The following is a 24,484-nucleotide window of genomic DNA, read 5'->3' as shown; positions in this document are numbered from 1 at the left end:
CATGGCCACGGAAGTGCTCCACAATCACTTCTACCCGCTGGTTGATATTGTGCGGATGCAAGCGCACCCAGCGCGCCAGCGTGGCAGAGGCCTTTTTCGATTCCACCTCGGTGTCGTCAGCATCGGGATGCGACAATTTCCAGGCAGTGCTGTAGGTGGTGTAGCACTTCAGCACATCGAGAATAAAACCTTCTTCGATGGCCTGGCGCATCGAGTACAGGTGAAACGCCTCCGGCTTGTTGTCGGCGCTGGGCGGCAGCTCGGGATTCGGCGGCCGGCCGAACAGCTCCAGAGTCTTGGCCTTCGGCGTCGCGGTAAAGGCGTAGTAACTGATGCGCTCACTGGGCTTGCGCGACGATACCGCGGCGTCCAGCAGCTCTTCAGCGCTGATCTCTTCCTTGTCCGGGGTGTCGGCGCCGAGAATGGCCTTCAGTTTGGTGGCGGAACTGCCGGTCTGGGACGAGTGCGCCTCGTCGGCAATCACAGCGTAACGGCCACCGGCCAGCTCCGGGCGCTTGTCCAGCGCGTCGTACAGCGCCGGAAAGGTCTGGATGGTGACGATGATAATGCGCACCTGATCCGCCAGTGCCTGCGCCAGCTGCTCGGACTTGCTCTGGTTGCCAATATCGCGACTGATCGGCTGCACCACACCGCTGGCGTGTTCGAACTGATAGATGGTGTTCTGCAGCTGGCTGTCCAGCACGGTGCGATCGGTGACCACAATCACCGAGTTGAACAGGCGATTGCCCGCCTCGTCGTACAGCGAAGCCAGTTGGTGCGCCGCCCAGGCAATGGAATTGGATTTGCCGGAGCCGGCGCTGTGCTGGATAAGGTACTTTTTGCCCGCGCCCTCGCGCCGGGTGGTGTCGAGCAGCGTGTTGACCACCTCCCACTGATGGAAGCGCGGAAAAATCAGGGTTTCCTTGGTGATGCGCTTGCCGCCGAAATCCTCCTTCACCTCTTTCTGCAGATGCAGGAAGCGGCCAAGAATTTTCAGCCAGGCATCAGGGGCGAACACGCGATCCCAGAGATAGGCGGTGGCGTAGTGGTGTTCATCCGCCGGTGCAGGATTACCGGCGCCGCCCTCTTCGGAACCCATATTAAAGGGCAGGAACCAGGTAGCCTGCTCGGCCAGCCGGGTAGTCATGGCCACCTCGTCCTGGGTCACGGCGAAATGCACCAGCGCACCGCGCTTGAAAGTTAGCAGCGGCTCCGGCTTGCGGGTCAGCGGATCGCGGGTGGGACGGTCCTTGCGGTATTGGCGCTTGGCATTCTCGATGGGCTGCTTGAAGCCGCTTTTCAGCTCCAGCGTTGCCACCGGGATGCCGTTGACGAACAGCACCAGATCAAGACGCGGGTTGTACTTCCCCTCTTGTGCATGGGGTGAGTAAGACACCTCCTGCACCACGCGCAGCCGGTTGGCGCCGTAGCGGGCCAGAGATTCCGGGTTCATGCCATGGTCCGGCTGGAAGCTGCACAGGTCGAGCTTAACCCCCGGCACCTTGAAGCCATGACGCAGTACCTCCAGCGTACCGTGGCGCTCCAGCTCCCGCACCGCGGCCTTGATCAGGGCGGCCTCCGGGTTCTGGGGAGAGTTCTTGCAGAACTTGTCCCAGCGCTCTGGCCAGGCCTCGCGCACATAGCCCACCAGATCCTCAGGATAGAGGGCATGAACCCGGTCATACCCGCTGGCCGGACCGGTCAACCAGCCGTTGGCGGTCATGGCCTGAATGATGTCCTGCTGAAATCTAGCTTCCCGGCTGTCAGCCATGATGTCCCCTGTTCTTATCTTATTGCTGCAAGGCTCGGTCAAAAGCGCTCAATCTTGTAATAATATTCGTCACTGGACCGGGAATGCTCGATCGGCAACTGGCCTCGGCGAATGCGTCGGGGCCTTTTGTTATTTGCAAAGACTACCCTAGCTTCCAGCCTTTAGCCTCGCTTCCGGGCCGTTTCTGGCGCCCTGATCGGAGTTGGCCGACTCATGAAACGCCGGCTCATAACCCGCTGCCAATACGGCAACCGTCGCCCTCGGCGTGACCACCATGACCTGCCCCTCAGTGGCGCCAGCCAAAGCCTGGCCATACCCATCGGCATGCCACGGCAACAGCCCGGAGGCGTGAACTGCGTAATAGCGGCCATCACGCTCGATCATCGTGCCGATCGGAAGCTCTGCAAGGCTGGCTTGCCAGAGTGACCTGCTGCCGTCCGAAGACAAACGCTGTTCGTGCAAAATGGCATCTATCTCCGCCACCTTGAGCTTGCCGTCAGCCGACTCAGAATGTGCCAGCTGCCACGCCTGCTTGAACTCATTGAATCTCGGCCGACGACACTCCGCACAGGGCCGATGCCCTGCCGCTAATGCGGTCACCTCATCAAGAAAAAACAGCTCGGTGTACATGCCCGGCGACATCAGCTGGCGCTTGCGGCCTTTGAACTCCAGTGCACAGGTAATCCAGGCCTTGAGGCGAAACGGGCGAACCACTTCCTTGTGGTCGTTATGCAGCAGGCCGCGGTTACCCATCAGGGTGCCACGAGCACTGGTCGCGATGATGTCGCCGTTAGGCAGGACCCGATTCTGCAGTGGCATCATGCCGCTCCTTGGTTTCAATGACGCTTACTCATTGCTCTCGGCAGCCGGGATTTGAGCGTCAACAATTTCGCTCTGCCATGCCCCATAGGTCTTGCCGCTGGATTGCTCAATCCAGACAAGACGGCCATTGGCGGATCGTCCCGAAACCACTGCGGCGGCAGCACTGGGACTGGAAAATATCTGATCCTGAGCGAAGCACACATTGCCAGATTCATCCGGCACCAGAACGCCATCTTCCGTCAGTTGTTGATACAAGGGCCGGTAACTTGTGTAGTCGCTACTGCTGACCCAGCCATTCCGCGCCTTGCTTCCAGCAAGCACAACAAACTCGCCATCCACCTCACGCGCTCTGGCAGTAATACCGTGTTTGGGCAGCTCCATCTCGAAGAATACCGGCGCTTCCTGCGTCGTCTTTTGCTCCGCCAAGGTAGCAGACAACTTCTGGCGCTCTCGCAGGAAGTCAAACCCCAGCACCGGCAGGATCGTTCTAATCTGCTCGCAGAAAAATGCCATATCCGCCTGATCGGATTCCGGCAACATGGTGTAGTCATGTGCCGTACCATTCTTCAGGCCACAGCGTCCAGACTGCTTCGCCAGCGCAATTAGCTGGCTTTCAAGGTACTTAACGTGTGCCTTGGTGAGGTTCTGATCCTTACTGGTAATCAGGCACACCTTTTCCCAGAAGTCTTTGCCGCCCTGATCTTCAGGTCGGTTATGTTGCTTGAGACGTTTGGCCACATCATCCGACTCACCAATGTATACCAACGGTCGAATGGCATTGTCAGGATCGGGGCCGATCAGAAAGTAGATCCCGGTACGGGCGCATTCCTGACGCTGCACCAGCTCCGACAGCTTGCTGCGTGGCCCGGTCAGAGCGTGGCCCGTCCAGTTCATGATTTCAGCGGTCAGCAATCCATTCGGCGTACCGTCTACCAGAAAAAGCCGGATACTGCGTCCTTGGCTCACAAGACAACCCCCCGTTCTGTCGTGCGCTCTTCCCTAACAACATGACCTTCTGGACTCTGCCAACCACGCACGTCAATCTCACCCGTAACTGCTGCGGAAATCAGAGCAGAGCGGCGCTCGTGCAGTAGGAATACTCCGTTTTCAGCTTCACAAATTAATTCATCGAATACCGCTGTCTTCTCGTCTAGAAATTCAGTTATCAAACCCTGCTCTTGGATGGCCGGTAGAGCCACCCAGATATCCTTTGTCTTTTCTTGATTCATAATCCCAATCGTAGATGCATTCGAGAGAAAGCGCATTGCGTCAATTTTGACCGATAGCGAATAGGCCAAAAAGTAGCCATTGACGCCACGACTAGGAAGAACAGCATTTATTTGCTGGTTTGCGGAGGCGGGCTTGCATGTATAGCCGACCTTCCCAAGCGTTGCACCGATACTAACAATCAGGACTGAACCACTAGGAAAAATCTTTGCATCACCTGAACTTATTGCAGACTCACTAACAAACTTACCAGCTCCGCCAAGAACTAGATTGGCGCCAAAATCGCCAGGAGTATACCAGTCAATACCATTAAAAATATCTGGGCTTGGCTGGTCATCAGAGGGGGTGCCCCCAGTTTTCACAGCATTCGCAACTCGACCAAGAGTAAGAACCTCCCAATGCGCCGGCACTTCGCCGAGCCATTCGACGCCAGAGTCTTTCATGGAGGCGTTAGGATTGAGGCCTTTGGTGACGGCGTGGGAGATGACGGCCTGACGCTTTTCCTTGAGCAGTTCGATCAGGCGCTTCTGCTCGGCAATCAGGGCGTCGATTTTGGCGGTTTCGTGGTCGAGGAAGTGGGCGATCTGGTTTTGCTCTAGCCATGACGGCACGGCAAACAACAAGCTCCGGAAGTCATCTTGACCTAGGTTCTGCATGCTTGCACTTGTTCCCGAACACGCCATCTTGACCTGCTCGCGATACTCACGAGACTTGGTGAAGTAGAAAAGGAACTCGGGAGAGTGGCTTTTCCCAAAATAAACTTGCCAAAGTCGGTCGGGTAAAAATATCCCATCAGGTGCCTCGGTGACCAGACCGGTCGCGCCCACAAGATCTGGTGTATTCATTCTGCTGACAATGAGGCTGTCCTTTCTAAGTGGGCAGCTTACTCTTCCCAGATCATCTTCATTGACTGTTTTATTTTCGTTCCAGTCGAACTTTTCCGTGTAAACACAGCTGGTCTTCAGAACACCAAAGACACCTGGCTCAGCTGGAAAATCGGCGGCATTCACGCTTGTACCAGATTCAATTAGCACAACTGCCCTTTTGAGCGGGCGCACAACCCAATGTTCCGGCAGACAACCCAACCACTCGACCCCCGAATCCTTGTATTTGGGATACTTCGGGAAACTCATGCCGACAGCCCCTCAATCATTTGCTTGATCCTGTCGGTACAGGCTTTCAGATCGGCATCAATTTCTTCCAGCGGGCGCGGCGGCTTGAATACGTAGAAGTGGCGGTTAAACGGAATCTCGAAGCCAACGATCCCCACCTCGCCATCCTGCTCATCGCACTTGCTTTCGTCGATCCAGGCATCCGGTACATGGGGTTTTACTTCGCGCTCGAAGTAGTCGTGGATGGATTCGCCTAGTGGCACGTTTTCGTTGTCGCGCAGGCTGGTGTCCGGCTCGGGGTTGCCGTGCTTGTCGGTGCAGATGTCGGCCTCGTCGTCGCGCTCGGACAGCGCATTGAGAATGGCTTTAAGCTGGGGCGCGCCGGGTTTGGTGTCTTCGGCCTTGAAGGCCTTTTTTAGATCTTTCAGGAAGGCGTCGCGGTTGTGGTACAGCTTGTCGGCATTCAGGCGCTGGCAGGCACGGGTAATGGCCTGCAGTTCGTGCTGCTCCAGTTTGGCCATCGGGGTTTCCTGGGCCAGTTTGGCGATGCGTTCGGCGCTGGCCTGGAAGTTCAGCTTGAGCGGCCGCTCGACGGTGATACGACGATAACCGAAGGCGTCCACCGGGAAGATCTTGCTCTCCTCGTTTTCCTTGAAGTCACCGTACAGGCGCACGATGGCGTCGATATTGGCGTCATCAATGTACTGGCGCTTGGAGCCGAGGGACTTGCGCATCTTGCTGTAGCGGTTCACCGCATTGATCAGCTGCACCTTGCCCTTGCGCGCCTTGGGCTTGTTGTTGCTCAGCACCCACACATAGGTGGCGATGCCGGTGTTGTAGAACATATCCGTGGGCAGCGCGACGATGGCTTCCACCAGATCGTTCTGCAGCAGGTAACGGCGGATCTCGGATTCCCCGCTACCGGCGCCGCCGGTAAACAGTGGCGAGCCATTCAGGATAATGCCGATGCGAGAGCCGCCCTCACGCGGGTCGCGCATCTTGCTGACCAGGTGCAGCAGGAACAGTAAGGAGCCATCGGACACGCGCGGCAGGCCGGGGCCGAAGCGACCCTGAAAGCCTTTCAGCTTGTGCTCGTCGGTGACCTGCTTCTGTACCTTCTTCCATTCCACGCCAAAGGGCGGGTTGGAGAGCATGTAGTCGAAGCGGGTGTCGGACAGCTGATCGTCGGAGAGGGTGTTGCCGAGCTTGATGTTGCCAACGTCCTGGCCCTTGATCAGCATGTCCGCCTTGCAGATGGCGAAGGATTCCGGGTTAAGCTCCTGGCCATGCAGCGACACCGTGACCTGTTTGCTCACCTGCTGAATGTACTCATCGCCTTCCGAGAGGAATCCGCCGGTACCGGCAGTGGGGTCATAAATGGTGACGATGCTGTGCGGCTTGAGCTTCTTGTCTTCGCCGGTGAGTACCAGCGAGGTCGTCAGGTGGACGATGTCACGCGGGGTGAAGTGTTCGCCGGCTGTTTCGTTTGAGCTTTCGGCAAACTTGCGGATCAGCTCTTCAAAGATGGTCCCCATGCCGAAGTTGCTAATGTGCTTGGGGCTCAGGTCAATCGAGGCGAAGCGTTGCACCACCTGATAGAGAAGGTCGGCGTCACCCAGCTGCTGGACGAAGTCCTCGAAATGGAAATTGTCGAAGATCTCGCGAGCGTCCTTGCTGAAGGACTGCACATAGCTCATCAGGTCGTCGCTGGTCTGGGTATCCGAGAGCTGGGCTAGGGACAGCGGCGAGGCATTGAAGAACTGCTGATCGGCGGCCCGCAGCAGCAGCTTCTCACGCACGGCGTCGGTCTTGTCCTTGTTGGCCTCAGCGGCCTTCAGCACCTTGGCCTTGGTGGGCTCCAGCACGCACTCCAGACGACGTAACAGGGTAAAGGGCAGGATCACCCGGCCATACTGGGACTGCTTGAAATCACCACGCAGGAGGTCGGCGACCGACCAGATAAAGGCGGCGGTCTGGGAATGGTTTTCGGTATTCACGGAGACTCCCTGAATTGTTATGGCTACTGCTACAGGCCCGGGCTGCCTTCCTGTGGCCGGAGCGGGCGGCCCTGACGGCAAAGACAGACGTTGCCCGGGGCTGTAAAAGGGCATGCTACTACGAAGGTTGGGCTATCTCTAGGCGCTTACCCAGGCGCGACCCTGCCTGCATCGGGCCTGCCAGTGCCGCACCGACTTGCCAGGGTTGTTGTACTTTTGCCTGTAACGGGCTGGTTTTCTGGCGACGGTGACAATGACCTCGCCCTCGATCACCAGATAGAAGGCTCTAGCCTGCAAAATCAGCTGAGGAGCGCCAGCACATCCGGCAGGATCTGCGGGGCGGCGATCTCGGCGGCCGTTGCTGACAGGCTCATCCATCCAGCCCGTAGTGCCAAATCAGATCAATCAGGGCAAAGCTGGCCGTACTGATATGGCCTTCCTAGCATATGGCGACAATGCACGTCGATGAGAGGGCGTCGCATTCGCCAGACTCCTTGCTGCATATGGGCAGCGACTGGTCGGCCTTCAAGCGACGCTAATGATTTTACATAAGCCAATGAAGTGAGAAGTGAGCCCAACTCCCATTCTGGGGTAGGCGTTAGAATAATTTAAGCGTACGACATCTCTTACGCAATTTGACGCGTGACGTTGGTGCGAGATGACTAGCCGCCTATGAAAACATCAATTCAAGAGTGAAGATGCCAACAATTCAGGCGCAGACTACTCGTTAGTCGAAGAATCACTTCTGGCTAACAGAGGTTTTATGCAAAGAAATAATACTGCGGACAAGACAAAAGAAAAGAATATTGCGTAAAAGGCATATAAATCATCTTGCATGGCAAAGCCAAATTGCGCCGTCAAAAAACGAGTCAAGATTGCCAGCCCCGTTATGATAGCTGCGTTCCAGTAGCCTAACGAAACCCCCTTTAATAGCAGCGCCTTTGCGATAAAATAAGAAATTATCACTATCGGAAGATGGAAGCCTACTAACTCACCAAAATTCGGTGAAATCATCGTAATGACGATCAAGTATGCTGCCAGCAAAAACCCGATAAGAACCTTTTTCCAAAAAGTAGAGGCGCCCGAATTATCGGATCCCATAAATAACCCTACAGTAGTAAAATTAACATGCGTAAATCTGGATTCATGAAAATGGGTAGAATGCTAAATCGCCATCGATGTATTTGGCATAGCCGGCGACGATAGCCGCCTACGAACTCGCAGTCAGAAGCAAATATATTATCACTGCACCCATGCAAAATGAGACCGAAATAGATGTTCCAGCAAGAGCCTTGGCGCGACCAATCTGCTCCATTAGAAGCTGTGAAGACGCGTGGGCCTGCGTATTCACTGAGTCCGATATCCCGCTAAGAAGTTTCGATAAATCATCGATCGATTTATCCACCTGAATAGGCATCTCCGAAACTGCCTTCGATAAGTCAGCGATCTTAGATCGAATTTCGTCTAACGACTTATCCATTTGGACTTTTTGATCAGAAAAGGCATTCCTGATGCTTTCATCAACAGACTTTAAGCCCTTTCGGACGCCCTCAAGCTCTTCCGCAATAACTGCCGGATCAGAGTTCTTTATTAGAGCTGAAACATCGGCAAGCAGCCCTGAAACCCTCGTCAGCGCACTCAATGATTCAGGGAACGGCTTTGCAGCATCCTGAAGCGATACAGATGCGGCGTGAAGCCCTCCTTTTATTCCTTTCAGCGTCTCGCTAAGCCCACTTAAAGCCTGAAGAGGCTCAACCTTCTGTTCTAGTTGCTCTAACGCGTCAGCTAGATTCTTCTCGACCTTGGGATCCACATTCACCTCCTGTTATTGAGCTGCCTCTGACGCAGCCAACTCAATTGACTCCGCAATGTTATTAACCACCACCATTAAACGCTGGATTGCATAGGTCGCCCGCAAGTCTCCCGTCTCTTCAGGGTATTCTTTAAAAAGCTTTGCCCTGACAATTTCAAGATCATGAGTAGGCACCCAGTCACCGCCGTCACCCAGAGCAATAATCAGTGGCGCCGCAAGGGCTCCTGCCTTCTGAATGGAAACATCACAAAGGCCTGAGGAAATATCCTTAAAATCTCTGACCTTCAACCCATACACTTTTTTTCCGAACTGAAATGCGGCTTCAATGTCCTCTCTCACACGACGCCCGTCACAATCTCCGGACATCGCCTCTGCGACTGCACGAAGAATAAGAAGACCAGGATGCTCAGGGTAGGACTCAAGATATCTGATGGCTATGCCACGGAACTCGCCCGCCTCAGCAGCATTATTTATCTGATCAAGCAGTGGAAACCAGTCATCTAGATCAATCTGATCCTTGGCCAACAAAGATTCAATGAAATCGGAGCTGACTCCCTCTTCCAGATATTCAAGCAATCGCCTACGAAATGCATCTCGATCCCTTGATCCGAGACGTGCAGCATCAAAAGATTCGCTAATAGATCTACGTCGTGCCTGCTCGATCACATCATAAGCAAATTTAATTAGGTACTTTACGATACTAATAACGGACTCTCGATTATTAGCCAGCCCGAGGGCACTTAGTGCTAGTTCATCAGCCTTTGCCCTGCCTGGCTGAGATCGGGATATATAATCGAGAACTGCCTGCTTTGCTCTAACATGATCAAAGCTATCAATTTCAAGGTCGTATTTGCTAGCACCATAATCAACGGTGTAGTCCGAAATCATTCCTATTTGAAGAAGTCGGAATATCGCTTTTTCCTTTGTCTTTGAGGTCTCGCCAGAGCCCATCGGAATAACAATGTTCTGCTTGTGATCAATATCACCGATCTCATCAAGAAGCCCCGCAACCCAAGATACCTCTTCAGCAACTCCAGGGTAGCCATTTCTATGGAAGAACATAGCCGTATTAGCGTCACTTCTCGCATTCCACGGCTCTTCTTTCAAAGCAATATCAACTTCCTCCTTGCTAAGTGATGGTGATAATATTCTCCGCGTTCGATCCTCATCTGCCTCTGAATAAAGCGCGATACACACAGACCTCTTCTGATCCCGGCCAGCCCGACCAGCTTCTTGGTAAAAGGCCTCTAAAGATCCCGGCATGCCGACATGAATTGTGTACCTGACATTAGGCTTATCAATGCCCATTCCAAAAGCTTTTGTTGAAACTATTGCAGGGACTTTGTTCTCAATAAAGGCGCTAGCATTCTCTCGCTTTCTGGCATCCCAATTCCCACCGCCCTTATATGGGCTAGAGCCAGAGTAGATAGCCACCGCCGCATTTAGCTTTCTCGAAACAACTGACTGAATCTCAGCAACACCCTTGTTGCCCTTGACAGTCGGACAGAAGACGATTCCCGACATAGTATTTCGAGCGCGATTTGCAGAGAATTCTGCGGGAGCCATCAGGAATCTCTTTGGAAGCGATGCCAGCACACCTTCTAGCGTTGGGACTACGTCACGTGGCTTGCAAGTAATCAGATCGAATTCAAGCTCCTTCCTATCAAAACCTGTAGGACGCACGATAGCATTCGAATTTGACTGATCTACCTTTAGATCAACCAGCATGTCCCGCAGAACGGCCCTGCTTGCAGTTCCAGTTAAGGCAAATAGAGAAGGCGGGGCGCCGTATATATCACTGCAGAACTCCCTTAGATTTCTAGCAAGGTTGAGGTATGCCGGTCTGAAATCATGCCCCCACTCTGAAACGCAATGAGCCTCATCGATCACGGCGCAGTTTATTAAAGCATGCTGGGTTAGCGCTCGTAATGCTTGACGAAACTCTGGCGTTTGGAGACGCTCCGGCGACATTAGAATAAAGTGATACTGAGCATCCTTTACTGCACCCAATATTCTTGCGCGACTGCTTTTATCTGAGAACGACGCACTCGTAATGCCTAGAACTCGTTCAATTCCATACTCACTGAGAACGCGCTCCTGATCTTCGATCAGTGACACCAAGGGATCTACGACCAGCGTTATTCCAGGCTGTAGCAAGCCGGTTAGCTGATAGATAATGCTTTTCCCAGCGCCTGTAGGCAGCAAAACGATAGAGTCATGACCGCATAGACCGTTCACCAGAGCCTGGAGCTGTCCAGGCCTAAACTTCTTTTTCCGAAATAAATACTGCAACAACATTGTGAGTAAATCATCTAGCAATTCATGATTTGAACTTCTATCTTTTGCCAGAACACAATAGCGGCGCCGCTCGGAGTATCCCATTTCGATTTTCAAAGGGCGGGGGAAATAGGATCTTCTAATAAGGTAGGCAAAGTTAGCCGCGCCATCTGGGAAGGCGCACAACTCCCCCACATTTGGATCAACATAGATACATAGAAAGTCCTTGATTTCGCAGTCGCCGCTGCCAAAACTTACGGTTAGTTCACTCGGACAAGTCGATGTGCCGTAAATTTTGTCAAAGGCATTTAGAACAGATACAAAATCAGAGATCGCTTCTGATAACCCAGCCTCGAAGCCATCAATTTTAATCTTCCAATGCCCTCCCGTTGGGAGAATACCTCTTCGCAGAGCATCACAAAGAACGAACTGGAGTTTGGCTCCGAGCGAGCATATCAAGGCAGCCCTAGCGATTTCTTGCTCTTCTGATGAGGATATTGAAGATTCAGGCTGGGCTATAACGCTTAAAATGCTTTTAATGGAATCAGTGTCTTTGCGATCTATTACGTCATTTGAAATACGAATGACCTTATAGCCGCCATTGCGGAGAGCACCATCTCGCTCTTCATCGACTCTGTAATCTCTCTCATGCTCGCCACCATCAATCTCTATGACGTAGTCACCGAGTACTGGATGACTAATTAAAAAGTCTGCTCTACGGGCCGCCGCTAGCGACTGATTTTCCGGAATAAGCTGAGGAAACGACACTTGAGCGCTGAGCCAGTGAGCCAAGTCAGGCCGCACTCTGGGGAGAAGATCGGTAGCAAAAATCCGTTCACGCTCTGAGTCATAACCACATTGATCCGGTGTTGTCAGCCCAATCAGCTCGTCAGGCAAGAAGGCACCACTACGCTCGGAAAGCGCAGCCAGCAGCCCTGACTCTGTTACCTTCCCGGTGGCTGCACTTAATATCCAACCGACATCGGGGCCATCTGGATCTACCTGGCTCAGGCCAGAAAGACCGTTCAAGGCCGCCGCTGCCGCCGACTCCAGGCCAAGCGTCGGGAGGGGCGCCAATCCTCTCTGCAGAAGCTTGAGTACAACCTGAACGGTAAACTCCAGGCCATCCTGAAACACACCATCGCCGACATGCGCTGTATTTCGGAAGATGGCGGTATCACTGAGCAGCTTCTCTACACGTCGATTCTTGGCAGCGCTGCATGACTTTAGAAAGCCCGGGAGGGCGCCAACCGAGGCATAAAGGGAATCCCAGCCGGGCCGGGGCGTACCATTTCTCCAATCAACCGGAGACAGGTGATCGACCTTTGAAGACGCCTCCTCAACTTCAGGTAGCTCGGCAGCTGCTAGCTCATCAAGCTCGCTATCACCATCCTCAAAGTGGCGCGTACCTTTGCATCCGGGGTATTTCGTACACCCCCAGAACTGATTGCCCGCATTCTGACCCTTGCGGGCCATACGAAGCATCATTGCACTGCCGCATTTTGGGCAACTGGGACTCGTCATTATTGTGCGTCCTGCAGCTTTGTTAGTATGTGCTCACAAACCCCAAGCATCTTCCCGCATGCTGTTCAATTCTCGGAGCTGCAGGAGCAGTCGATGATACTAGCCCAACCGCACTGATATATCATACAAAACTATCAGGACATTCGAGGCCGTTCTGGCCCTCCGCGTGTCACAACCGCTGCAAATCGAGATGCGGGGATCGAGTAAAGCACTCCCAGCCCACCACTCTATAGCTGCGCGCAAGGCAAATGTCCTGCATTGAAAGTCCCTATGCGAAGCAGCTCCTGCAGTTGGCAATCTAGTCACCCTCCTTGCCATGGAGTTGTGCGCATGCCGATAATTCTGGCCTGATTTGCTAGTAAAGCAGATTTATGTGGATGCGGTAATTTTGCTGAATCAGACAAGGGGTCAATGTGGCGCGCACTAGGGATGGCTATGCGGTTATAGATTTTGAAACCACGGGTCTTTCACCAGACAAAGGATCAAGAGCGATTGAAATTGCAGTTGTTCTCGTAGATGAATGGACAGTCTCTGGAACATACCAAAGCCTTATCAATCCAGCCCAGCCTATTCCCCCCTTCATTACATCCCTCACCGGAATCAGCAATGAAATGGTACGCGGGGCCCCAAAAGCAGCGCAAATCCGGAGCGACATTCTGAGGCTAACTCAGGGCCGACATATTGTTGCTCACAATGCAAGCTTCGATAGAAAATTCTGGATGAATGAGTTCGCAAACGTAGATCGGGTCAAAGAAGCATTTATCTGCACAATGCATATATCCAGAAGGCTGTATCCGTGGACTCCGAATCATAAGCTTTCTACACTTTCTTCGTGCCACGAAATCAAAGTGAAAGGTGACTTCCATAGAGCGTTGGCAGATGCCTCTGCCACAGCGGAATTACTTCTTAGAATACAAGAAGATCTTAAATCGCTTACCAAGGAGCCCGTAACAGCGGAAAGACTTCTTCGATATCAAAAAACTGCGATAGCACGTGCCCCAAGCACAAGGCCAAGAGCAATCAACTACACGAGGATTCCTCAGACTTCTTCAGCCGACCTACCTCGGCGACCACGGCCGAAGAACACAGCACCTGGCCCAGTAGCAGGAAAAATCTCAAACAACCAACCACAGCAAAGTAGCAGATCCTCGCCCTACAGTGGTAGCTCACAACCCCAAAAGAACGACGACTCTCTTTGGATTATTCTAACCATAGCGGCCGTGCTGATCTTCCTATTCTGGTAATCGATAGATTTTTCATCATATGCAACATAAAAAGGCATCACCACCAGCTACTCTATCGACAGTAATCCTCCGCCAGAATAGCGAAGTTGAGACCAGCGCTATTGCGAATCTGAAATGTTGTCACCCCAACAAGAGATCCAGACTCATCAAGCAAAGCACCACCAGATGACCCTGGATTTATATGTGCAGTAGTCTGAACGTAGTGGCCACCCCTCTCTGACCGAATAGACGAGACAACTCCCTCCGAAAGACTCAACTCAAGGCCCCGCGGCGTCCCTATCGCATAAACGCGCTCGCCCACTTTAATATCTGCCCCCTTGCGCATGCGAGATAAGTAATGAGTATTCGGCTCCGAAACCCCCAAGATGCAACGATCTGAATCTATATCGGAAGATAAAACAAAAGCCCTTTTTGAAACATCACCAGTACTAATTTTGATGTCCTTGAATCCAGAAACGACGTGACAGTTTGTGAGCAATTCATTATCGCTAATTGCAATTGCGGAGCCTTGCATTCCAGACTTCCCCACAGCTTCAGATTTGGCAATGACACGCCACACAGCATCCTTTGCTATTTCATAAACCTCTTCTGCAGAAACGGCAGCTTCTCGTATCCGAACATTGCATATTTCACCTTCATGCCATTTCCACATAGGCATTGATAGATGACTGGATAATTCCTCATCACTATCATTCAGAGTCTGATTAGGACGTTCAGGCGAAGTATCGCCATCAAATTGACTATGCAGCGCGCCTAATGAGCGAGCCCATGCTCCTGCTGCCGCCTCAATTTCGATACGTCGTCGCTCTGGAATGGAATTTTCGCCGATGAAAGACATCTTGCACTTAATATCTTCGGAGTATAACTGTGAAACAGAGTACGCGAACTTCGGATCGATTTTCTGTCCAAGCCAGTCGCCAACTAAATGCCAGAAATAGGCTTCATCTATATCTTCTTTATAATAGGAATTCGATAGTGTGTAGGCTGCTGGACAACTACCTTTGGAAGCAGCGATCTCCAACATTGATCGAGCATGGTCTGGGTCTATTAACATCAGTATTTCAGCAGACCTCCAAAGCGCATATATATCTCCTGTCGCCGCAGCACTAATGTAGTACTTCAGAGCCACTGAGCGATCCTTTAGGACTCCACTACCATTTCTATATCTATCGGCGATCCATATTGATGAAACAATATCGCCCATTTCAGCAGAACGTTCTAGGTACCCAACGGCCTCATTATCATAATTAGCGAACGACAAACCGCTTTTAGATAGCTCGCCGGCAACAAGGTCCTGTTTAATTAGTTTGTCATAGGGATTTGTAGATTTCTTATGATGGCTCTGCTCGTACTCATCAGTTAGCGGAAACAGAAATGAATAAATTGAGCGGCCGGCGAACTGGTCTCCGGAATCGATGGCTTCAATGCAAGTCTTAAGAAGATTAATATCGCTAGATTCTTCCCCTTCCAGAGTGCCAACAAAAATATCACCAAAGGGCCATTTGTCTGATCTTGCCGTCTCTATGTACTGCCGAGCCAATCCATTCTCTCGGAATAATACGCTCCCTCTCTGCTCGCCCGCTCCAGGCTCATTATAGCTCCCGGCAAAGAAATGCTCGTTGAGAAATTGGCTCACATCTGTTGCGCCGCGATAGTGCAAATAGAGAGCAACATCTACTTTTGAAACTAAAGCTATCCCAGATGAGACATACCGATGAGAGCACATTTTATCTAGCGGAGAAAGCAATGGCATCATTGCCTGAATAGATCTTTCTTCCTCTTTTAGAATCAGCAGAGATTTAAAAAAACTCAAGGCCAATATAGACAGAGCCAACAAAGAAACGCCCAACGCTATATTCCAGTATCTTCTCAAAGGTATACACTCCTTATTATTGGTATTACAATTTTAGAGCCACGACCCCAAAGATTCTTTCATTTGATCAACAGGGCGCATAATCGGGATCAGCGAAATCGGCAACCGTAATGCAATTGGTGGCTAGCATAGCTGGCATTGCCAAATGCTCCCTTGGTTAATGCACATCAATTTAACGCGCAAGATAATTTCGCATCTTTATTGAAGCCCGGATTGTCAGACGACGAATAGGCCCCGCTGGCAGATGATCTACCACATCCCGCCAACCGGCGAGAGCCCCTGAGTAGTCCTAAGCCAGACGATGACCCAGAATAACCCCTCGCTGCACCCAATACCTATCAGACCCAATAGAAACAGACTTCTGTTAGCCCATTTAGGCACAAGATCCCGCAAGTTCGAACATGGAAGGAGCCTGCCTGCTCTGGTACATAGTCCTTTACAGTCTATTTGGATAGCAAAACGAGTCTTGTGAGGAATTCTTGTTCACCGCGAAGATCTAGGAAGAATTCATGCACCGTTGTCGACCAGCCCTTTCGGGCTTTATTGGAGAGTACTATAACCATACGAGAATATAGTATTGTTCTGAAGTTCATTGTCTAGCCAGTAGAGAACTGGCAAGTCAATAAATGTATCCCGAGACCAGCCTGAATGAGGGCCTTATGGCCGGCGCAAACAAACCGCAACCAACCAAGCGCATAGCAACGGCGCTGGCAGCGGACGTACTTGGCAGTCCGGAAAACGCCAAGGCATGGCTGAACACGCCCAACGCAGCGCTCGGGTCGAAGAAACCAGCCGACTTACTCAGCACACAAGCAGGGACGAACCAGGTTTGCAGCGTGCTCTATGCTATCCAGTATGGCGGCGCCGTTTAGGAATCCGTTTCCGAGCATCGCAACTCCCATCGCCTGTCACAACCTTTATTCAAATCCACTATCAGTCCCGTAACGCAATCAGGATTCATGAGTATGAGCCGGGCAAAGAGCCTGCCAAAACCCCTGTTGTTCGACTCGCTGTCCTACAGCGCCACATTCTTCGCATGCACGAGTACTGATCATGCTGGCCATATGGATCATTCCTGCCTGCAGAGAATCTGTGCCTGTCGCATAAAAGCATAGCTCGCCAAACTTCTGCTTTACCTGAAGAGCCCTGACCTGAGGGCTCCGTCCACGATCCGTCAGACGCTGAAGACCCCAGCAAAGCGTGTCGATCAACGCAAACCAGACGTCGCCAATGTAAATCTCTCTGTAATCGACTTGGCCAAGAATCTTGTTATATCGCTCGAACAGACTATCTTATAGTTCCTTTCCCATAATGCTTCCCTCCGGTTATAAAGTAACTTGGTTACTAATTGTCACGCTGGAGCGCACCTACGCCAGCGAGGATTTTATGGTAGTCAATGAACGGCAGAAGCCTCGCCACATTACGCGCATCGTCAATACCTCGGTGGTGGGCGCCCTCGAACTCTAGCCCGTGAAAAGCGAGAGCAGATCTGAGCCCAGTACGACTATGGCGGTTCGTTTGTCTCCACGACTTCTTGAGGTTTACGTGGAGCTTCTTCAGGAACTCACAATGGCTTGGATATCGCTGCTCCATTGAAGCAAACTCCCGATAATCGTAGTTGCCCCACGACCCCCAGATTCCACCCCGATGGTTGACCCAGCCATCCAGCAAACGCATGGCATCTTGATAGACCGGCGCCTGAGCAACATCTTGCCGGGTAATGCTGGTCAATCGGGTGCAAAATTCGCTGAGCACAGGATCATTGATCGGACGAACGAAGGTGGCGAACTCATCCAACACCTCACCGGCAGGTGTCGCCATGACACATCCGATTTCGATGATTTCGGTCTCGTCCACCGTGTAATGACCACGGTCCTCCCAGCATGTTGCCTCGAGATCTACGATAAAAATTGGCCTTGCCATAGTGCTTCCTGTTAATTGCGTAAGCTGCCCAGAGCCTCAAATTTCAATAACCATGTTTGCGTCAAACCCCTGATTCCGCTCTCCTGGATAACCCAATTGATTTGATATCACTCTGGTGCAATCAGGGTTGTGATCGGAGCTCGCATGCGTATGGCCGTATAGCCAAAGGGAAGACTTGCCGCGACGTTGTGACTGCTCGGCACTCAAAGTAATCCCGCCAGGTCCTTCGCCGGTGTCAACGGAGAACACCATCAGATCGGCTTCAGGTCCCGGGGTCTGGAGGGGCCTATCGGGGCTAACCTCGACATGGATGTCGCTAAATACTCGAAGTTTCATGGGTTACGCTCAGTTTCTGGTTTTGAAACAACCCGCAGCCAAGGCGGAGAGGGCAAAGCCGGTTGCACAGGCTTATATAGAGCTTCGTATCTTGGTGGTCTTGCGAGGGGAGGTAGTCAGGCACCCACGCAGTAACCCGCTGGAGGCTTTCGCCGCCGGCAGAAACTGCAAATGGTGAGTGTGAAGCATGAACATGGTCTGAATGCCATAGAGTCAAGTTGAACAAACATAGCGCAGGCCTATGCTGGGATGCAACGGCGAGGACCGAATGCATGCTGCAATGCGGCCAGCTACTCTAATGCCTGCTACTGTGATACTCAAAAGCAGAGCCCAGTCCGGTGCAGGACTGGGAGGCACGTGTAGTTACAAAATTTGATTTACAGGCTCGGAAAAACAACGGCCACCGACTTATTGCTTTCTGAAAAATTGGAGCGTCGCGTAACGCATTGAATTATATGGAGTTGAAAGAGGCTGTTTATGGGTCTCCTTGAAATCCGGCCAGAGCCCCTAGGCCACCGGCCGAATTCCCCCGTGTAAGAAATTGGCTATATCGGCATAACACGTTGATTGGGTTAAAATTCACATCCGGCGATAAGTAGACCGCCCCGGAATTATGTCGCAGTCGGGTTATATCGACGCTTCGATTGAATGAACTGTTAGGGCCTCAAAATTAGGAGATTGAGTTTGGTTCATAAGCTTGAAAGCATAAATACAAAAAACTTACTGAAATGGCTATATTGGATATTGATTTTTGCTGTATCTATTATGTTCGTCGTTTTGTCTTTCTATTTTATAAACTTTCACGGTGAGTTATCGCCGTCCCATGAACAATGGGGTGCGTTTGGTGATTATTTCGGAGGCACAATAAATCCTGTTCTTAGCTTTCTCACGCTGATCGCATTATTGCTCACAATAATACTTCAAAATAAACAGTTAGAGATTTCTAGTAACGAACTAGAGGCGACTCGCCAAGAGTTAAAGAGATCGGCAGAAGCACATGAAAAATCTGAATTGTCATTACAGCTTCAAGCAAAAGCTCTAGAAATTTCAGCTCGCATATCAGCAATTAGTCACTTACTAGGCCAGGCCGAGGATACAATAAGAAGCATAACAAGCTACCAAAGTGGTAGTTCGCAGGAAGCTCAAAGAAATACTGCGGCAAAAAACAAAATGGAACTGACCTTAGAACTGCGAAAGCTCTATGAGCAACTTAAATCATTCGATAATGAAAAGCCCTAACAAGGCCCAGCAACACGCAGCCTTCGGCTGCTGGACTCGCGCAAGCGCTCGCCGTTGTGGGCGGCGTTATACGGTGGTCGTAGTAAGTCTGAATTCGACCCAAAGCAGACACTCAGTATGGTGCTAGAGCCCCTAAAGCGGACACTCATTTAGAACTTTAAATCATGGGCAGCTTAATTTTGATCGGAAATACATTTAATGAAAATTAGCAGAATAGAAATTAAGAATTTTAAAGGCCTAAAAGACGAGAAGTTCGAACCAAAATCATTTTCCTGCTTGGTAGGCGAAAATAATGCCGGGAAATCAACCGTGCTTCAGGCGCTGGTATATTCGCTTAATAGGCCTAAAAATATACCATCAGAAGTATTTTACGATGAGACACAGCCTATATCTTTTATCGTGAAGTATAGCGATGTAAGGAATGGAGATTTAAATCGACTGAAATCAGAACATCGAACAAAACTTATGCCTCTTATTTACGGAGGGGAATTAACTTTAACTGCAAACTATACCAAGTCTGATGGACTTGAGCTTCTAGTATCTAAATTAGCACCAATTGAAGAGAAGTATAGAGAGGAAGGTATAAACGAAAACTTTCGGAGCATGAGAACTGCGGCTCAAGCTAGAAATATTGTTGAGAACGAATATCCAGAATTCTTAGAAGATCTACCAGACAACGCTACAACCGCTCAAGCGAAAAACTATTTAACGGATTGCGTCAACGCCTTAGCTCCCGACCAATTCCATTATATGGATACAACATTACCTTCAGGTATCCCATCATCTATTTCAGCTCTTTTACCGGAACCCATCTACATTCCAGCAGTTAAGAATTTCGAAGACGATTTGAAAACTACGCAGTCCACAAGTTTCGGTAGGTTAATGGGCTTACTAATGGATGATTTAACTCCTGACCTAAAGGATATAAACGATACGCTTATAGACTTAAAAAAGAGGCTAAATCGATATGTAGATGATAACGGCGATATCAAGGATGAAAGGCTGCCTAAGGTCGTAGATCTTGAAGGCACGATAGAAAAATTTCTCTCTGAGAATTTTCCAAACGTTACTGTTGATCTTGAAATTCCACCTCCAGAAATAAAGACTATCTTAAATACAGCCAAAATTTACATAGACGATGGCTCAAGAGATCTGATTGATTCCAAGGGAGATGGCGTTAAGCGTTCTCTAACATTTTCTCTTTTAAGAGCATATGTGGATTTGATCTCACGTAGGAGAAATGAGGCTTATGATAACGGTGAAGATGAAGATGAAGATGAAGATGTAATCCTAGAAAAACCACTGATTTTCCTTTTTGAAGAGCCAGAGTTATACCTACACCCGAAAGCGCAAAGGATTCTTTTTAGCACTCTGTCTACTATTTCGACGTTATATCAAACGGTAATTACAACGCATAGCCCACTGTTTTTCGAACCAGGTGTAACAGCGCAATTTGTTCGAGTTGCTAAGGAAGATGCTCAGCCGAAACCTATAGGGAAATTACATCCTGTGGATTTTGAGTTAGATCAAGAGAACCTTAACACTTTCAGAATGGCAAAGTTCGATCATTCAGAAGCCGCGTTCTTTAGTTCTCATATCGTGCTCTATGAAGGTGAGTCAGATGATTTCTTCTTCAGGCATGTAGCAAAATCATTAAATCCTGATTGGAATTTTGAAGACAAAAACATCGCTTTGGTAGAAGTGGGTGGAAAGGGTAACTTTAGTAGATTTAGGCGATTTTTCGAGTCTTTTGGTTTAAAAGTGTCGATTTTAAGTGACTTAGACGTTCTGGTAAAAGACTTCGCTCATCTAGGTGCGAACGAAGAGGTTCAGCAAGCTCGCGAAATTTTAATACAAAAGCTGGATCAAAGAATTCAAGATTTAGGCGTATCGCCTGAATTGACCGGAAAACGTGTTAAGAGCAAAGTCAAGAATCCAAGATGGGTCCTAAAATATGAGGCCGCAAAAGACATAGTACAGACAATTGCTGATAATGGTACTGCAACTTATGAGCAGCTCGAGGAATTAAAGTCACTATTTGTCTGGGAAAGTGAAGAAGCAAGATATAAGGTCCTGGTTGCGGATGGAGAGGTAAATGCGGATCTCGTAAACATACTAGATTCACTGAGAACCCAAGGTATTTACATACTCAGTAAAGGTGCCATAGAAGAGTATTATCCAGAGGAAGTAACATCGAACTGTTCAAAACCGGAAAGAGCATTGAAGGTTACAGAACGCATCTCGTCCAGAGTTGATGCTTTAGGTTTGTCGCAGCCCTTATCTGTAGGTAGGCCAACGGAATTCGAAGAAATATTTGCGTCTATCTTCGGGCAGTAGTGGGGATAAGCAGTGAATACTTATGATTTTAGGAACCTTAGCCACGCGGATTTCGAAGATCTCGCAAGAGATCTAATCGGCAAAGAAATGGGGGTTAGGTTTGAGGCCTTCTCTGAAGGCCCTGATGGTGGAATGGATGGTAGACATTCTAAGGGGACTGATCTAATAGTCCTTCAGGCAAAACATTATGCAGGTTCAACTTTTTCTACTTTAAAGAATAGGATGAATCGTGAGAAAGAGGCTCTTCATAAGTTAAACTCTCCTCGATATATTTTGGTTACGTCTCATCCATTGACCCCGCTTAAAAAAAAGAAGCTTATAGAGGTTTGTGGCTCAGAATTACTTTGTGAACATGATATTTGGGGGCCAAAGGATTTAAATGCGTTATTACGAAAATTTCCAGATATAGAAAAATCGCATGTCAAGCTCTGGTTAAGTAGTTCGGGCGTTTTAGAGCGTGTTATTCATTCAGCTTCTCATGCTTATAACAATATAACCATAGGTGAAATAGAGGCAAAATTACGAGTTTATGCGCCCAATCCAAGTTTAGATGCAGGACAAAAGATACTTGAGAAAAATCATGTTCTTATAATTTCCGGTTCTCCTGGTGTAGGTAAAACAACTTTGGCTGAAATGCTAGCGTTTGCATATATTTATGAGGACTGGGAGTTAAAATCAATACGCTGTCTTGATGATGGTTTCTCATCTATAGACGATACCAAAAGCCAAATATTTCTTTTTGATGATTTTTTAGGGCGGGTAGCGTTGGATAGACGTGCGTTGTCTCAAAAGGATTCAGATTTATATAGATTCCTAAATAGAATTAGAAAATCAGCAAATGCCAGATTCATTCTCACGACAAGGGCATACATATTTGAAGAAGCGAGGCGTGGTTCAGAGTATTTAGCTAGCCCTACACTCGATATAAGCAAATATACACTTGATGTTGGAGTGTATACGCGCCGTGTTAAAGCCAGAATTTTATATAACCATCTAGTTGTCTCTCAAGTTCCTAGGGAATATATATCTTCTCTTCTAAAGAGCGACCTAGTAAAAAAGGTCGTTGACCATAAAAACTATAATCCACGAATTATTGAATGGATGACGGATGAAGTAAGACTTGGAGATATTGCGCCAGAGGACTATCCCGGAAATTTTCTTGATATATTGAATAATCCGCAGCGGCTGTGGGATACGGCTTTTCGTGACCATCTTACCAAGAGATGCCAACATCTCCTATTAGCTTTATTTTTCTGCTCTGAATTCGGAGCGCATATAGAAGATTTGGCGGCTGTTTATAATAGTCTGCATGCTCGACTATGTGTGAAATACGGAGAATCTTACGGACCAAAAGATTTTGAAGAGTCTTTGAAAATATTGGAAGGCAGTTTTTTAACTATCTCAAATAAGAATGTTTATTTTATCAATCCTTCGGTCAAGGACTATTTGTCAGAATATTTAAATGACTTTTCTTTAATTTCTGAATTTCCACAGTGTTCTGTACGTTCTGATTGGTCTAAGTCATTGTGGTCATTTGGTAAAGAAGTGACCAAAAAAGATGAGAATCAATTAATAGAGTTTGCCGTATCCTTCAGGGAGGTGGCGAAAATATTCTTAGAACTTCCTGTTTGGAAACGCAACGAAACTAGTTATGGTTACAGCCTGAGCATAGCTGGTCTTTCAAATATGGATAGGATTCTATTGCTTCTCGAATGGGGTGAAATATCAAAGTATAAAGAGTTTTCAGCTCATGCATTATCTCTATCTAGAAATCCGATTGACGGTTTAGACCCATGGAGAGACGGAGCTGAAACTGTTGAGCTTATATATAAGTTAAGGGACGGTGGATATTTCGAAAATCTTTCTGGTGCAGATGAATTAGCTGATGCTTTAGAGCGCTCCTTTAAAGTCATGCTCGAAAATTCTATAGCTTCCGACGACTTAGAAAGAATATCTGATGCAATTGATGATTGGGGGATTCACTTAAACGATGACGTTGAAGACGCATTCTTAGAACTTATACAAAGAGAGTTTGATGATGTGTCGGAGATTGTTTCAGATATTGACTCAGAGTCAACATTACATGATCGCATTGAGATGCTTAAAAAGCTTGGAAAGCGAAAGGGGTTTGCTAAATCATATATCGATAGGGCGATCGATATTGTTGACTCCCGTATTTGCGAAATTCAAGAGGAAGAAGAGGAATTAGAAACCCATGCGCCTAAATTGGGTAGTAGAAATGACCCTTCAGACCAATTTGATGATGTGGCGCTATTAAATCTATTTACTCCACTGCTGGATGTTGATTAGCAATGTCCGCTCCTGGCCGAATTTAGACATCGCGAAGATGGTGCTGGTAACGTATAACAAACGCAAGCACTCGGAACAATTTTCCGCTTCGCTCCAAATTGCCCGGTGTTGCGGGCGTTCGGCACTCAATGCGTAGCCGCGTAAAAATGAATAGAGAGCGCCCAGGAAATGCAGGAGACGATCTTAAAGTTAGGTGCGGAAGGCGGCTCAATTGCAATTTATGGGCTTCGAGGAAGCGATGGTTTGAGAAAGTACGTTCTTGAAAAGAATGAAGTTGCACTTCGAGACATGCTGTCAGATGAAATTTTTGAAGGTGCGGCAGTAGTTAGGTCGACCACAGTTACTTCATGGGCAGAGGCCGTCAGTTTGTTGAATCAAAATCCACAATGGCATCGCCTTAGCCCAATTGAAGTCCATCCATACTTTGAAAAACGAATCCTCGCTTTGGTTGGGGAATGCGGAGGGGCATCTGCAACAGAGAGATGGCGTCGCTGTTCTCGCCCTTCTGGAATTCAGAAGCCGAAAGAACAAAGTCTGAAGGAAATTGAGCCGGGATTGGTGGGTACTCTTGGACCCGAAAAAACTAAAGTTTTGTATGAGAAATATCTTGATCTAATTCGTCTTGAGATTTCCGAGTTTGGCGTAAAGCCAACCGAGGTTCGGCATCTCATTGGCCGCC

17 protein-coding genes are annotated in these 24,484 nt (G+C 49.2%); 6 read left to right on the top strand and 11 right to left on the bottom strand.

Annotated elements, in window-relative coordinates:
• The 8 genes from J1C54_RS14570 to J1C54_RS14535 form a co-directional block, all read right to left on the bottom strand.
• Window positions 1-1,771, bottom strand: a 1,771-nt coding sequence (locus J1C54_RS14570; protein ID WP_229149332.1) for a type I restriction endonuclease, incomplete at its 3' end; no start/stop codon positions are given.
• Between the two features lie 147 nt (window positions 1,772-1,918).
• Window positions 1,919-2,593, bottom strand: a complete 675-nt coding sequence (locus J1C54_RS14565; RefSeq protein ID WP_229149331.1) for a hypothetical protein — start codon at window positions 2,591-2,593, stop codon at window positions 1,919-1,921.
• Between the two features lie 24 nt (window positions 2,594-2,617).
• Entirely contained in the window at window positions 2,618-3,559 is a 942-nt protein-coding gene (locus J1C54_RS14560; RefSeq protein ID WP_229149330.1) for a GIY-YIG nuclease family protein, read from the bottom strand.
• Window positions 3,556-4,953 (bottom strand): restriction endonuclease subunit S, encoded by a 1,398-nt coding sequence (locus J1C54_RS14555; RefSeq protein ID WP_229149329.1) that lies wholly within the window; start codon window positions 4,951-4,953, stop codon window positions 3,556-3,558. Before J1C54_RS14555 ends, J1C54_RS14560 begins: the two co-directional genes overlap by 4 nt.
• The gene (locus tag J1C54_RS14550) at window positions 4,950-6,929 is read right to left on the bottom strand and encodes a class I SAM-dependent DNA methyltransferase (protein WP_229149328.1); all 1,980 of its coding nucleotides are present in this window, start codon (window positions 6,927-6,929) and stop codon (window positions 4,950-4,952) included. Before J1C54_RS14550 ends, J1C54_RS14555 begins: the two co-directional genes overlap by 4 nt.
• A gap of 720 nt (window positions 6,930-7,649) precedes the next feature.
• The gene (locus tag J1C54_RS14545; protein WP_229149325.1) at window positions 7,650-8,030 is read right to left on the bottom strand and encodes a hypothetical protein; all 381 of its coding nucleotides are present in this window, start codon (window positions 8,028-8,030) and stop codon (window positions 7,650-7,652) included.
• Window positions 8,031-8,139: 109 nt separating this feature from the next.
• Entirely contained in the window at window positions 8,140-8,742 is a 603-nt protein-coding gene (locus J1C54_RS14540) for a hypothetical protein (protein ID WP_229149323.1), read from the bottom strand.
• A gap of 12 nt (window positions 8,743-8,754) precedes the next feature.
• Complete coding sequence (locus J1C54_RS14535) at window positions 8,755-12,543, bottom strand: RecQ family ATP-dependent DNA helicase (protein WP_255612677.1); 3,789 nt, start codon at window positions 12,541-12,543, stop codon at window positions 8,755-8,757.
• Between the two features lie 413 nt (window positions 12,544-12,956).
• On the opposite strand from J1C54_RS14535, the gene J1C54_RS16775 reads away from it, so the two are divergent.
• The gene (locus tag J1C54_RS16775) at window positions 12,957-13,787 is read left to right on the top strand and encodes a PolC-type DNA polymerase III (RefSeq protein ID WP_370635673.1); all 831 of its coding nucleotides are present in this window, start codon (window positions 12,957-12,959) and stop codon (window positions 13,785-13,787) included.
• Window positions 13,788-13,839: 52 nt separating this feature from the next.
• Here J1C54_RS16775 and J1C54_RS14530 read toward each other — a convergent pair whose 3' ends face one another.
• Window positions 13,840-15,660 carry a trypsin-like peptidase domain-containing protein gene (locus J1C54_RS14530; RefSeq protein WP_229149319.1) on the bottom strand — a complete coding sequence of 607 codons (1,821 nt, stop codon included), beginning with the start codon at window positions 15,658-15,660 and terminating at the stop codon, window positions 13,840-13,842.
• 626 nt (window positions 15,661-16,286) lie between these two features.
• Here J1C54_RS14530 and J1C54_RS16770 point away from each other — a divergent pair.
• The gene (locus tag J1C54_RS16770) at window positions 16,287-16,532 is read left to right on the top strand and encodes an antitoxin Xre/MbcA/ParS toxin-binding domain-containing protein (protein WP_370635672.1); all 246 of its coding nucleotides are present in this window, start codon (window positions 16,287-16,289) and stop codon (window positions 16,530-16,532) included.
• A gap of 472 nt (window positions 16,533-17,004) precedes the next feature.
• Here J1C54_RS16770 and J1C54_RS14525 read toward each other — a convergent pair whose 3' ends face one another.
• Both J1C54_RS14525 and J1C54_RS14520 read right to left on the bottom strand, forming a co-directional pair.
• On the bottom strand, window positions 17,005-17,583 hold the full coding sequence (locus J1C54_RS14525) for a 3'-5' exonuclease (RefSeq protein ID WP_229149318.1): 579 nt from the start codon (window positions 17,581-17,583) through the stop codon (window positions 17,005-17,007).
• A 36-nt stretch (window positions 17,584-17,619) separates the two neighbouring features.
• Window positions 17,620-17,919 (bottom strand): hypothetical protein, encoded by a 300-nt coding sequence (locus J1C54_RS14520; RefSeq protein ID WP_229149317.1) that lies wholly within the window; start codon window positions 17,917-17,919, stop codon window positions 17,620-17,622.
• 684 nt (window positions 17,920-18,603) lie between these two features.
• Between J1C54_RS14520 and J1C54_RS14515 the strand changes: the two genes are divergently transcribed.
• From J1C54_RS14515 to J1C54_RS14500, 4 genes are all read left to right on the top strand, one after another.
• Entirely contained in the window at window positions 18,604-19,158 is a 555-nt protein-coding gene (locus J1C54_RS14515; protein ID WP_229149315.1) for a hypothetical protein, read from the top strand.
• Between the two features lie 198 nt (window positions 19,159-19,356).
• On the top strand, window positions 19,357-21,495 hold the full coding sequence (locus tag J1C54_RS14510) for an ATP-dependent endonuclease (protein ID WP_229149313.1): 2,139 nt from the start codon (window positions 19,357-19,359) through the stop codon (window positions 21,493-21,495).
• A gap of 12 nt (window positions 21,496-21,507) precedes the next feature.
• Complete coding sequence (locus J1C54_RS14505) at window positions 21,508-23,805, top strand: restriction endonuclease (protein ID WP_229149312.1); 2,298 nt, start codon at window positions 21,508-21,510, stop codon at window positions 23,803-23,805.
• A gap of 168 nt (window positions 23,806-23,973) precedes the next feature.
• Window positions 23,974-24,484 (top strand): hypothetical protein (locus J1C54_RS14500; protein WP_229149311.1); only part of this gene is annotated, 511 nt, incomplete at its 3' end.

This window comes from Alcanivorax sp. 1008, assembly GCF_020667895.1.
Lineage (GTDB): Bacteria > Pseudomonadota > Gammaproteobacteria > Pseudomonadales > Alcanivoracaceae > PGZG01.
This window is presented reverse-complemented; position numbering and strand designations above follow the sequence as displayed.